The following is a 12,121-nucleotide window of genomic DNA, read 5'->3' as shown; positions in this document are numbered from 1 at the left end:
AGCACCAATCGCAAGGGCCTGCCGGTTTGAATCGGAATGCGCTTTTGCATCCGGTGCCACAGTGTTAACCGTGGGGGCGCTTTCCCAGAAGGATGAACCATCGTGTCCAGTCAGCCGCTGCCGCCCATCGAACCCGTGACAGAAAAGGACGAGGCGGCCATCCTGAAGCTCAACAATCTGCACGCCGAGGAACTGTCCTGGCTGGAGCCCAAGCGCCTGTCCTTCCTGCTTGATCAGGCCTTCCACGCCCGCCGCATCGGCGAGGCGGAAGCCTTCCTGATGACCTTCGATCAGGATGCTGACTATGACAGCCCGAATTTCCTCTGGTTCCGCCAGCGCTATCCGCGCTTCGTCTATGTGGATCGTGTCGTCGTGGACGAAAGGGCCAGGGGGCGCGGCCATGCCAGGCGGCTTTACGAGAACCTGTTCGAGCGCGCGGCCAGGGCCGGCCACGACACGGTCGTCTGCGAGGTGAATGCCGAACCGCCGAACCCCGCTTCCGACGCCTTCCATGAACGGTTGGGCTTTCGGGAGGTCGGTGAAGCCGCCATTCATGGCGGCGCCAAGACCGTGCGCTATTTCGCCCGTAAATTGGATACCGGCAAGGCGATACCGTCCCTGACACCATCGCGGGATATTTCGCGGCTCATCGAGATCATGGCGGCGCTGCGCGCCCCGGTCGGCGGCTGCCCCTGGGATGTTGAGCAGAATTTCTCGACCATCGCGCCCTATACGATCGAAGAGGCCTATGAGGTGGCCGACGCGATCCAGCGCGGTGATTTCGACGATCTGCGCGAGGAGCTTGGCGATCTGCTTCTACAGGTCGTCTACCATGCCCGCATGGCCGAGGAAGAAGGCGAGTTCGCCTTCCCGGATGTGGTGGAAGCCATCACCACCAAGATGATCCGTCGCCACCCGCATGTGTTCGGCGACGACAAGGCCCGTAGCGCCGGCATGGCGAAGGGCATGTGGGAGAAAATCAAGGCCGAGGAGAAAGCGGAAAAGCGCGCTGCGCGGCTGGCGCGCGGCCGGGACCCCGAGGACAACGGCAAGGGTTTTCTGGACAGCGTACCGCTTGCCCTGCCCGCATTGACCCGCGCCCTCAAGCTTCAGCAAAAAGCCGCGCGCGTCGGTTTCGATTGGGGCGAGGCCGGGCCGATCCTCGACAAGATCGAGGAGGAGACCGGCGAACTGCGCGAAGCGATTGCAAAGGGCGAGACGGATGCGATCAAGGACGAATTCGGCGACATGCTGTTTGCCCTCGTCAACCTCGGCCGCCATCTGGGCCTCGATTCGGAAGCAGCGCTTGCCGGAACGAACGAAAAATTCCGCAACCGTTTCCATCACATAGAGCGGGTGCTTGAGGAACAGGGGCAATCGCTGGAAGCCGCCACGCTGGACGAGATGGAAGAACTTTGGCAGCAGGCCAAGGGCAAGGTTTAGAGATTCAGGCCGGAAACCGGGAACCGACTTTCCACGCTCCAAAGGCGCGTTACGCTTCCGCCGAGGGCTTGTCCTTGCCGATCCGCAGCCGGTTGCGGATTTCCTCGCGCGCGCTCTCGGTCGCGTTCACCACAAGCGAAAGGCTGCCATCCTCATTGTCCGCGCGCGAAACGACGTCGCCGTTTCGATAGAGCCAGTCGAGAAGCCCGAGCTGATCCGGCGCGAGGGTGACGGTCATTTCCGCCAGTTCGCCGGAAACATGGGCCTCGATGGCTTGCAGCAGGCGGTCGAGCCCTTCACCGGTCACGGCGGAAATGGCAACGGGGCTGTGGCGCCGGTCGTGCTGTGCCTCGACCAGAAGCCGTTCGCGGTTGGCCTCGTCCAGCAGGTCGACCTTGTTCCACACCTCGATGACGCGGCGGTCGTCGCTCGCATCGACGCCGAGATCCCCCAGAATCCGCTCGACGTCCTCGGCCTGCGCAGCGGTATCCGGATCGGAGATGTCGCGCAGATGCAGCACCAGATCGGCCTCCACCACCTCCTCCAGCGTGGCGCGGAAGGCCGCGACCAGATGGGTGGGCAGGTCGGAGATGAAGCCGACGGTGTCGGAGAGGATCACCGGCGTGCCATGCGGCAGGCGCAGGCGGCGCAAGGTCGGATCCAGCGTGGCGAACAGCATGTCCTCGGCCAGCACCCCTGCCCCGGTCAGCCGGTTGAACAGGGTGGACTTGCCGGCATTGGTGTAGCCGACGATGGCCACGACCGGGAACGGTACCTTCTTGCGCTTGGCCCGGTGCAGATCGCGCGTGCGACGCACCGTTTCCAGCTCGCGCTTCAGCTTGACGATCTTGTCCTGAAGGATGCGCCGGTCGGCTTCGATCTGGGTTTCGCCGGGGCCTCCGAGGAAGCCCGCGCCGCCGCGCTGGCGTTCGAGGTGGGTCCAGCTCCGCACCAGCCGGCCCTTCTGGTAGTTCAGATGGGCAAGCTCAACCTGCAAGGTGCCTTCCTTCGTGCGGGCGCGCTCGCCGAAAATCTCGAGGATGAGCCCGGTGCGGTCAAGCACCTTGACGTTCATTTCCTTCTCGAGATTGCGCTGCTGCACAGGCGTCAGCGGATGATCGACGATCACCAGCTCCGCTTCGCTGTCCTTCACGAGATCGGCGATCTCGGCCACCTTGCCGGTGCCCAAAAGCGTTCCGGGCCGCGGATCGTTCACCGTCACCACCAGGCTGTGCACGGGGTCGAGATCGATGGCGCGGGTCAGGCCCACGGCCTCGTCATGGCGGGCGGCGGGCGAACGCGTCAGGCGCGGCCGGGCCGTCTCGTCGGCGCTGGTAGGGCGCGTCAGGACCGGCACGACGACAACCGCGCGCGTCGGCGCGGCCCTTGCCTCGTCGGCAGCCTTGTCGGGTTGCTTTCCGGACTTGTCAGCCGCGTCGCGGTTGCGTGCCAATCAGGTGTCCTTAGCCTTCCTCGGCCTCGAACATCTGCACCGGCTGGCTCGGCATGATCGTGGAGATGGCATGCTTGTAGACGAGCTGGGAATGCCCGTCGCGGCGCAGCAGGACGCAGAAATTGTCGAACGACGTCACGACACCGGTCAGTTTCACGCCGTTGATGAGGAATATGGTGAGGGGGTTTTTGCTTTTACGAACCGAGTTCAGGAAAAGGTCCTGAAGATTTTGCGAGCGTTCGGCCATTTTTCTTATCTTCCCGCCGGATCCCTTTTTGTCTGCCTGCCAATACGCCGCTCCATATGGGCGTGTCCAGTCCACAAACAACCCTGCCTGCAACAACGCAAGCAGGACGAGATTTACTATTGTTTACACCCAGCGGTTATCAGGCCGGACTTTTTTCCGCAATCTCAAAAAAGGCCTGGCGCAACGAAAGTGCTACCGAACCGGGATGGCCATTGGCCACGGGATGACCGTCAATGGCAACGATCGGCGTTGCCAGCGTGGTGGCGGAGGACAGGAAAGCCTCGCGCGCCGCCAGGGCTTCCTCGACGCTGAAGGCCCGCTCCTCGACGCGCAGGCCAAGGCTGGCCGCCACGTCGAACAGCGTCGCCCGCGTGATCCCGCGCAGGATGCCATGGTCGGCGGGGCGGGTCACGAGAACGCCGTCTTTCGTCACGATCCAGGCATTGGTGGAGGCCCCTTCCTTGACCGTTCCGTCGGGGTCGACGAACCAGGCCTCGTAGGCGCCGGCTTCCTTGGCCTTCTGCTTGGCAAGAACGTTGGGCAGGAGGCCGACTGTCTTGATGTCGACGCGATCCCAGCGGTTTTCCGGTACGGTGATGACCTTGACGCCGGCTTCGGCCTTGTGCCGGAGCGCATCAGGGTTGGTCTTCTTCGCCGTTATGACGAGCGATGGCCGCACACCCACGGGAAAAGGATGGTCACGCGGCGCAACGCCGCGCGTGACCTGCAGATAGACCAGCCCGTCATGCACGCGGTTGCGGCGAATCACCTCGCGCATCACCGTCATCAGCGCCGAACGGTGTATCGGCCAATCGATGGCCAGTTCCGAAAGCGACCGATCCAGCCGGTCCAGATGGCGTTTGGAATCGACGATGAACCCACGCGCGACTTCACAGACCTCGTAGACACCGTCTGCGAACTGATAGCCCCGATCCTCGATGTGAACCGTGGCGTCCCGATGGGCGACGTAACGCCCGTTGACATAAGCGATGCGCGGCATGGCGGATTCCTGAAAAAAACAGGGGCACCTTATGCGATTCCCCGCCCGCCGCTATGCAACAAACAAAAAAGCGGAGCAAGTGCTCCGCTTCCTCGTCTGTCGCAGTCGCTGCCGGTACATCCGCGGTCAGCCACCTTGTCGACACCTGCCTTATAGAGAGGCAATGTAACGACAATACGACAGTTGCAGACAGAGTGCGCCCGACGTGGTTAACAAAGGGTTAACGCCACCTGTGGCTTATTCCATCAGTTCATCTAGGCCGCGCACCAGCCCCTTCATGGAGCCGACGCGGCGAATGGCCAGCAAGGTTCCGGCGACATAGGGCGCGGCGGACGAGCCGGCATCATGACGGATCGTCAGCCGCTCGTCCGGCAAGCCGAATATGGCCTCGCAAGACAGGATGTAGGACGGCATCCGAAGGGCGTGAACCTGGACGCCTTCCCCCTGCCCTACGGGTGCCCCGCGGGTCGCCGGCACACCGGACACCTGCGATTGCGGCAGGCTGGTGGCCGGCCGGCGAACCTCGGCAAGGCGCTCGGCGAGTTCGCGCGCCGTGCCGGACGGCGCGTCGGGCTTGCGTGCGCTCGCATAGTCGATGACCTCGACATCGGGCACATATTTCGCGGCCATCAGGGCGAAGCGTTTGAGCAGCGTGGCGGTGATCGAGAAATTGCCGGCGGCAAGGACGCCGACGCCCCTGGCACGGGCGGCGGCATCGATCTCGGCATAATCATCCGCGCCAAGCCCGGAGGTGCCGATCACCACATGCCGGCCCTTCGAGATCGCAAGAAGGGTGTTGGCCTTGACGATATCGGGCTTGGTGTAATCGACGACCACATCCGAGGGCGTAGTCAGGGCGTCTTCCAGCGTGGGAGAAACCGTAACGCCCGTCGTCATCGACAGGCCTGCCGCATGGCCGGCATCCTGCCCGGCGGCCTTGCGCGACACCGCACCGGCCAGAAGCAGGTCCTCCTCGGCCAGGATCACAGGAACCAGCGCCTTTCCGACCCAGCCGGTCGCACCGGCCATGACCACCTTGATCGTCATCGCATCTCCTTCCTTTTATCGAAGAAGACACGCCGAAGGCCCGGCACGTCAAGCCGGGCCTTGTCACGAAAGGGGGAGCGGAGGCCGCCTCGGCGGCAAGCAACAGCTAGCGAATGAAGCTGTCGATGCGGCGCAAGGTGACACGACGGTTGCGCCAGTTCTCGTTCGGAGTCGGAACCAGCAGGAATTCCTCGCCATAGCCGACGGTTTCCAGCGCACGGGACGGAACGCCGAACTGACGCACCAGAACCCGCTTGAGCGATTCCGCGCGGCGCTCCGAAAGCACCTGGTTGGACTGGGCCGAACCGACCGCATCGGTATGGCCCTCGATCAGCACCTGAGCGCGACGATCGCGGCGCAGGATGCGGTTCAGCGCATCGGCGATGTTCTCGACCTTGCGATATTGCGAGGGCGCGATCTCGGCGGATGCGAACTCGAAATTGATCGACTGGATGTCGATGGAGGGCGCCGCGCGGCGCAGATCCAGCCGGCGCTTGAATTCGCGCACCGTCACCCGCTGGTTGGGGTTGAGCTTCATGCGCGGCGCGCTCTGCAACTGGCGCTCGATGGTCGCGGCCGAGGGCGTCTGCGCCTGTGCGAAGGCGGCCCCGGGCATGACCACGGCGGCGATCAGGGCGGTTGCGAAGCTGCGGCGATCGAGCATTGTCTTCTCCTTGGATCACTTGCCCCGTTCATCCTGCCCGAGGCGTGAGGAGACTTTTAGCTTCGCCGGCTGAAGCGAGCATGAACGGCACGTTCAGAAAACGCCCATGCAATGTTCATCCGCACATCACGCTGGCAGAACGCTCCGCAAATGTCATGGGCTGGATGAACTCTTTCGCCTGCCCTACCGGCCGAAAGCCGAGTTTCTGATAGAGCGGCAAGGCGGCCGGATGGTCGAGCGTGCAGGTCTGCACCGTTACAAGCCGCGGTCCCATGGCCCAGCAGGCGGAGATGGCCGCGCCGAGGAACCAGCGCCCTATCCCCTGCCCGGTTGCATGCTCCATCATGCCGAAATAGGCCAGTTCGACCACGTCAGGCGCGGTGCGGTTGAGGTCGAAGAAGCCGGCCGGCGCGCCGTCGAGATAGAGCACCCACACCTCGCGTCCCGCGCGATGGATAGCCGCCGCAAGCTCCTCGTCGCTCTTGCGCAACGTGTTGACCCAATGCCACTTCCGCCCGACCCTGTCGGTCAGGTAGCGATAGAAATGCAGCGGTATGTTGCTGGTCTTCAGCAGCGCGATCTGCCGATTGTAGGGGAGCGGCGGGAAAGAGGCCGGACGGGCCTCCATCTCGAGAAAGGTGACCGTGACCTCGATAGGCTCCGGTTTGGCGTCCTGCATCGACATCAGGGCTTCGCGGGCTCGCCATTGCCGGTTTCGACCGGCGTGTCGGTCAGGCCGCCCCATTCGGTCCAGGAGCCGTCATAGAGACGGCTGTCGCCATGACCGAGGGTTTCCAGCGCCAATGTCAGCGCCGCCGCCGTAACCCCCGACCCGCATGAGGTGACCACCGGGCGGGCAAGATCGATGCCGGCATTCTCGAACAGCTCGCGCAGTTCCGGCACAGGCAGCAGCTTTCCATCGCGCGACAGCGCCGTCACCGGAATATTGCTCGCACCCGGCATGTGGCCGGAGCGGATGCCCGCGCGCGGCTCCGGTTCCGTACCCGCAAAGCGGCCGGGGCCGCGCGCATCGGCGATCTGGCTTTCCCGGTTCTCCACGATGCGGCGCATTTCAGCGAGGCTGACGACGCGCGATTCATCGAACTGCGCATGGAAGATGCAGGGAGCGATCTTCGTCGGCTCCGCCGTTACCGGCCGGCCTTCCGCCTTCCAGTTGTCGAAACCGCCATCGAGCACGTAGACCTGATAGACGCCCATGATGCGGAACATCCACCACGCCCTGGGGGCCGAGAAAAACCCGGGGCCGTCATAGACGACGATAGTGTCGTCGGCCGAAATGCCGAGCGTGCCGACGAAGCGGGAGAAATGCCGGGGCGAAGGCAGCGTATGCGGCAGTTCCGATTCCGGATCGGAAACCGCATCCTGGTCCAGAAACACCGCGCCGGGGATATGCGCCGCGTCATATTCGCCGCGCGCGTCCCGCTTATGCGCCGGCAGATACCAGGACGCGTCGACAACGGAGAGGCCCGGTTGGCCGAGACGCTGCTGCAGCCAGTCCGCATCCACGACGAAAGGGCTGTCTGCGGCCATTCTCGTATCCCTCCTCTGGAACGGAAATCTTATATAACGCGCTCAGGCTGCCGGCAAAGGCCCGAATCGGAGACGGAAGCGCCGGTTTTCCCTGCCCTTCTTCTCGATCTTGCCGATGTGGATTTCACCGATCTCGCCGGTGCCGGCCACATGCGTGCCGCCGCAAGGCTGGCTGTCGACGCCGCCCTCATTGCCGATGCATACCAGCCTGATGCGGCCGGTTCCCTGCGGAGGGCGCACATTCTTGGACTTCACCAGCCCCGCATTGGCGGCCAGTTCCTCCTCGCTGATTTGGCGGATGAACACCTGATGGTCCGCCCGCACCAGTTCCATCAGCCTTTCGGTCGCCTCTTCCTTGGTGAATCCGGCGTCGGGAATGTCGAAATCGACCCGCGAATCATCCGTCGAAACCGCTGCACCGGTGATCGGATAGGGACAGACCACGGTCAGCAGGTGGCAGGCCGTGTGCATGCGCATCAGCAGATGCCGGCGCGGCCAGTCGATGGCGAGTTTCAGCGTTTCGCCCGGTTCGACGACGGGCTGGTCGGGCGCCGGAACATGGATGATCTCATCCTTGGTCTGGCCGGTGACGGTTGCGGCGATGTCGATCCGGCTTCCGTCGGCGCGCTCGAAATGGCCGGTATCGCCCGGCTGGCCGCCGGAGGTGGCATAGAAGATGGTGCGGTCGAGGATGATCCCGCCGCGGTCGTTGACCGCCAGCACGCCGGCCTCCGCTTCCTTCAGATATGAATCGTCACGAAAGAGGGCGTGCGTGCTGAATTCCATCATTCCACCTGCTCGTACGGCACATTGATCTCCACCTTCTTCTCCATCCAGCCCGGAACAGGCAAGCCCTTTGCCCGCAGGAACTCGGGATTGAACAGTTTTGACTGATAGCGCGTGCCGTAGTCGCACAGGATCGTCACGATGGTATGGCCGGGGCCGAGTTCCTTCGCCAGGCGGATGGCGCCGGCGATATTGATGCCGGTGGAGCCGCCGACGCAAAGCCCCTCTTCCTGGATCAGGTCGAAGATGATCGGCAAGGCCTCCTCGTCCGGGATCTGGTAGGAGAAATCCGGCGTGAAACCGTCGAGATTGGCCGTGATTCGGCCCTGGCCTATGCCTTCGGTGATCGAATTGCCCTCGGCCTTGAACTCGCCGCTGGTGTAGTAGCTGTAGAGGGCGGCCCCCAGAGGATCGGCCAGGGCGATCTTGACGTCCCCGCTCTTCCGGCGAAGCCCCTCGGCCACGCCGGCCAGTGTGCCACCGGAACCGACTGCCGACACGAACCCGTCCACCTTGCCGCCGGTCTGCTCCCAGATTTCCCTGGCCGTGGTGTGGATATGACCGTCTCGATTGGCGACATTGTCGAACTGGTTGGCCCAGATCGCACCGTTGGGCTCGCTGGCCGCAAGCTGGGCGGCCAGCCGCCCCGACAGCTTCACATAGTTGTTCGGGTTGCGGTAAGGCACCGCCGGGACCTCGATGAGTTCCGCGCCAAGCACCCGGATGGCGTCCTTCTTTTCCTGGGCCTGCGTATCGGGGATGACGATGACCGTGCGATAGCCCAGCGCCTTGGCGACCAGCGTAAGGCCGATGCCGGTATTGCCGGCCGTTCCTTCCACGATCACGCCGCCCGGCCGAAGCAGACCACGCTTTTCGGCATCGCGGATAATGAACAATCCGGCGCGGTCCTTGACCGACTGGCCGGGATTCATGAATTCCGCCTTGCCGAGGATTTCGCACCCCGTCTCTTCCGAGGCTCTCTGCAGCCTGATCAGGGGTGTATTGCCGATAGCGTCGATCACCGAGCGGTGCATGGAAATTTCCTCGATCCAGTGGATTGGCCCGAACCTAAAAAGGTGACCTCTCGCTTTCAAGAATATAATTTCCGCATCGTCCACCTTCCCGAGCATATGGTTCTACACCTTATGCCCTCGCATACCGCCTTTGCTACAAGCCCCTTTCTTTCTCCCCCGCACGTGGCTAGACCCTTTTGCAGTGCAAACATGGTGACGAATGGGACTTTACAGGGCCAACCCGAAGGACGGGGCTGTCTGGATCACCGGCGGCAGTTCCGGAATAGGCAGGGCACTTACGAAAGAGCTGGCCCGTGCCGGATATACGGTGGCGGTGACCGCGCGCGAGGGCGACGAGATCGATGCGCTGGTGGCGGAAGCCGAAAACCTCGCCGGGCGAATCCTTCCCTATCCTTGTGATGTGACCGACGAAGCCGGGCTCGACGCCACCCTGGCCGCCATCGAAAACGAGGCCGGCCCGGTGGTGCTGGCCATTTTCAACGCCGGCACCTATGTCCCGGTCGCCGGCGAAAACCTTTCGGTACGGAAATTCCGCCGCACCTTCGACGTCAACCTGCAAGGCGTGGTCAACGGGCTTGTGCCCGCCACACGCCGCATGCAGAAGCGCGGTTTCGGCCATATCGTGCTGCTTGGATCGATCAGCGCCTGGTTCGGCTGGCCGACGACCGCTGCCTATGGCGCCAGCAAGGCCGCGATCAATGTCATGGCGCAGGCGTTGAAATACGATCTCGACAAGGTCAACATTCGCATCCAGGTCGCGAATCCGGGCTTCGTGAACACCCCTCTCCTGCAACTGCAGCAAACGGCCTCCATGCTGCCGGCATTGATGGAACCGGAAGACGCGGCAAGGCGCATGTTCCGGGGCATCGAGCGCGGCGGGTTCGAGATCGCCTTTCCGCGACGGCTGGCGTGGGGCCTGAAGCTGGCCAGCATGATGCCGCAGCCGCTTCGCCACTGGCTGATTGCGACGCTGACCGGATGGCGCTCCCGACCGCTGAGCTTCGGGCGCATGGGCCGCCCCAAAGCCGACAAGACCTGAAGCGCGCCGGGATCTTTCAGATCGCTGCCGTTCTTATGCATGTCGTTGTCCTGAAACCGGTTCCCATTTCGAACGACATGCTTCGGTGGCGATATTGCATCGCAACATAAACAGCTTGCATTTCATGCGGTTCTCCTCCATATGCGGTCCATAGGCGCTTGAGCCGGTTGAGCCGGCTTTCTCCACGAATGAGACTGGTTGCGTCTGTTTTCTCCCTTTCCGGCAGTCGGAACGGCGATGAAAAAGCCCCATGGCCTGGCCGTGGGCGCGACAGCGCAGCCGAGCGGATGTCATCATCCGTCGCCTTGTCGTTTCCGATATTTTGTGATGGCGGATTGCGCTCCGCCGCGCGTTTTGGCGGCCATGGGCCGCATGAAAGAAGACGAATTTTGACCAATGACAACAATGCGGAGCTGACCGGCTTCGCCGCGCTCGGGATTTCCGGGCAACTGCTCAAGGCCACCCACGCTGCCGGCTTCACCCAGCCGAAGCCGATCCAGGAACAGGCCATCCCGGCCCAGATCGAAGGTCGCGACATCCTGGGCATCGCCCAGACGGGTTCCGGCAAGACCGCGGCCTTCGCGCTTCCGATCCTGTCGAAGATCATCGGGCTTGGCACCAGGCGCCGGCCGAAGACCGCACGGGCGCTGATCCTGGCCCCGACGCGCGAACTGGCCGTCCAGATCGAAGAGACGATCAAGGTGCTCGCCAAGGGCGCGCATATCTCCACGGCCCTTGTGCTTGGCGGCGTCTCGCGCCACAGCCAGGTCAAGCGCATCGCACCCGGCGTCGATTTCCTCATTGCCACGCCCGGCCGGCTGACCGATCTCGTCCGCGAAAAGGACCTTGTCCTCTCCGAGACGACCTGGCTGGTGCTGGACGAAGCCGACCGCATGCTCGACATGGGCTTCATCAACGATGTGCGGCGCATAGCCAAGGCCACCCATCCGGCCAGGCAGACGGCACTGTTCTCGGCAACCATGCCGGACGAAATCGCCGAACTGGCCAAGGGGCTGCTGCGCGATCCGGTTCGCGTCGAGGTCGCTCCGCAGGGCACCACGGCCACCGAAATCAAGCAGAGCGTGGTCTTTGCCCGCACCAAGCAGAAGCGGCAGGTGCTGTCGAAGATGCTGGCCGATGAGGCGATGCGTTCCGTCATCGTCTTCGCCCGCACCAAGCATGGCGCAGACCGTGTCACCCGCGACCTGGAGCGCGACGGCTTCGAGGCCGCCGTCATCCACGGCAACAAGAGCCAGAACGCCCGCCAGAAGGCGCTGAACGGCTTCCGCGACGGTTCGGTCCGCATCCTCGTGGCGACGGATATCGCCGCACGCGGCATCGACGTCCCCGGCATCAGCCATGTGGTGAATTTCGACCTGCCGGACGAAGCCGAAAGCTACGTCCACCGAATCGGCCGCACCGGCCGCAACGGGCAGGACGGCGTTGCCGTCACGCTGGTCGATCCGTCCGAGAACGCCAAGCTGCGGCAGGTCGAGCGCATCATCCGCATGAAGCTGCCGGTGCTGGCCGATCATCTCGATCAACCCGATCCGCAGCCCAAGCCGCGCCAGCCCAACGGCGAGCGCAGGCTGGAAGCCGCGAACGACCACGAATCCGGCCGCCAGCAAGGCAAGCCTCGCAACGTCAACGCCGGCGCGAGGAAGCATCAGGGCAATGGCCCCAAAGGTGCCAAGCCCGCGGGCGGCCGGCCAAGCGGCAGGCAGGAATGGTCGGAACAGGCAAGCGCCCCGCGTCCCGGCGGCCAGAACAAGCCCGAGGGTGCCAAGCCGCGCAAGTTCCGCCGCAGGCCGAGGAAGCCGGCTGCCCGTGCTGCCTGACCATCGGCACAGTCCTGAA

At 63.8% G+C, this 12,121-nt stretch carries 12 protein-coding genes and 1 pseudogene; 4 read left to right on the top strand and 9 right to left on the bottom strand.

What is annotated here, in order from left to right; genetic code table 11:
• Nucleotides 1-279 precede the first annotated feature (279 nt).
• Both ABID37_RS02380 and mazG read left to right on the top strand, forming a co-directional pair.
• Nucleotides 280-564, top strand: a pseudogene (locus ABID37_RS02380) (GNAT family N-acetyltransferase); the annotation flags it as partial.
• A gap of 54 nt (nucleotides 565-618) precedes the next feature.
• A complete protein-coding gene (mazG, locus tag ABID37_RS02375; RefSeq protein ID WP_354192462.1) occupies nucleotides 619-1,443 on the top strand; it encodes a nucleoside triphosphate pyrophosphohydrolase in 825 nt (274 codons plus the stop codon).
• Nucleotides 1,444-1,492: 49 nt separating this feature from the next.
• Here the strand turns inward: mazG and hflX are convergent, their stop codons facing one another.
• From hflX to ABID37_RS02330, 9 genes are all read right to left on the bottom strand, one after another.
• Nucleotides 1,493-2,896, bottom strand: coding sequence for a GTPase HflX (gene hflX / locus ABID37_RS02370; RefSeq protein ID WP_354192392.1), 1,404 nt, complete (start codon nucleotides 2,894-2,896; stop codon nucleotides 1,493-1,495).
• A 10-nt stretch (nucleotides 2,897-2,906) separates the two neighbouring features.
• The gene (hfq, locus tag ABID37_RS02365) at nucleotides 2,907-3,143 is read right to left on the bottom strand and encodes an RNA chaperone Hfq (RefSeq protein WP_035028646.1); all 237 of its coding nucleotides are present in this window, start codon (nucleotides 3,141-3,143) and stop codon (nucleotides 2,907-2,909) included.
• Nucleotides 3,144-3,282: 139 nt separating this feature from the next.
• The gene (locus tag ABID37_RS02360) at nucleotides 3,283-4,143 is read right to left on the bottom strand and encodes a D-amino-acid transaminase (protein WP_354192391.1); all 861 of its coding nucleotides are present in this window, start codon (nucleotides 4,141-4,143) and stop codon (nucleotides 3,283-3,285) included.
• A gap of 237 nt (nucleotides 4,144-4,380) precedes the next feature.
• A complete protein-coding gene (dapB, locus tag ABID37_RS02355) occupies nucleotides 4,381-5,190 on the bottom strand; it encodes a 4-hydroxy-tetrahydrodipicolinate reductase (RefSeq protein WP_354192389.1) in 810 nt (269 codons plus the stop codon).
• A 106-nt stretch (nucleotides 5,191-5,296) separates the two neighbouring features.
• Nucleotides 5,297-5,854 carry an OmpA family protein gene (locus ABID37_RS02350; protein WP_354192388.1) on the bottom strand — a complete coding sequence of 186 codons (558 nt, stop codon included), beginning with the start codon at nucleotides 5,852-5,854 and terminating at the stop codon, nucleotides 5,297-5,299.
• Nucleotides 5,855-5,969: 115 nt separating this feature from the next.
• The gene (locus ABID37_RS02345; RefSeq protein ID WP_435521521.1) at nucleotides 5,970-6,539 is read right to left on the bottom strand and encodes a GNAT family N-acetyltransferase; all 570 of its coding nucleotides are present in this window, start codon (nucleotides 6,537-6,539) and stop codon (nucleotides 5,970-5,972) included.
• A complete protein-coding gene (gene sseA / locus ABID37_RS02340) occupies nucleotides 6,539-7,405 on the bottom strand; it encodes a 3-mercaptopyruvate sulfurtransferase (RefSeq protein ID WP_354192387.1) in 867 nt (288 codons plus the stop codon). The genes ABID37_RS02345 and sseA overlap by 1 nt, the downstream gene beginning before the upstream one ends.
• Before the next feature lie 42 nt (nucleotides 7,406-7,447).
• The gene (locus tag ABID37_RS02335) at nucleotides 7,448-8,191 is read right to left on the bottom strand and encodes an alanyl-tRNA editing protein (protein ID WP_354192459.1); all 744 of its coding nucleotides are present in this window, start codon (nucleotides 8,189-8,191) and stop codon (nucleotides 7,448-7,450) included.
• Nucleotides 8,191-9,225, bottom strand: a complete 1,035-nt coding sequence (locus ABID37_RS02330; protein ID WP_354192386.1) for a cysteine synthase A — start codon at nucleotides 9,223-9,225, stop codon at nucleotides 8,191-8,193. The genes ABID37_RS02335 and ABID37_RS02330 overlap by 1 nt, the downstream gene beginning before the upstream one ends.
• A 199-nt stretch (nucleotides 9,226-9,424) precedes the next feature.
• Between ABID37_RS02330 and ABID37_RS02325 the strand changes: the two genes are divergently transcribed.
• Both ABID37_RS02325 and ABID37_RS02320 read left to right on the top strand, forming a co-directional pair.
• Nucleotides 9,425-10,264, top strand: a complete 840-nt coding sequence (locus ABID37_RS02325) for an SDR family NAD(P)-dependent oxidoreductase (RefSeq protein WP_354192385.1) — start codon at nucleotides 9,425-9,427, stop codon at nucleotides 10,262-10,264.
• 389 nt (nucleotides 10,265-10,653) lie between these two features.
• Nucleotides 10,654-12,102: a DEAD/DEAH box helicase gene (locus ABID37_RS02320; RefSeq protein ID WP_354192383.1), complete on the top strand. Its 1,449-nt coding sequence runs from the start codon at nucleotides 10,654-10,656 to the stop codon at nucleotides 12,100-12,102.
• Nucleotides 12,103-12,121: the final 19 nt, after the last annotated feature.

The organism is Aquamicrobium terrae, assembly GCF_040545735.1.
Lineage (GTDB): Bacteria > Pseudomonadota > Alphaproteobacteria > Rhizobiales > Rhizobiaceae > Mesorhizobium > Mesorhizobium terrae_A.
The sequence above is the reverse complement of the archived record's forward strand: the minus strand, read 5'-3'. Positions and strand labels throughout refer to the sequence as shown.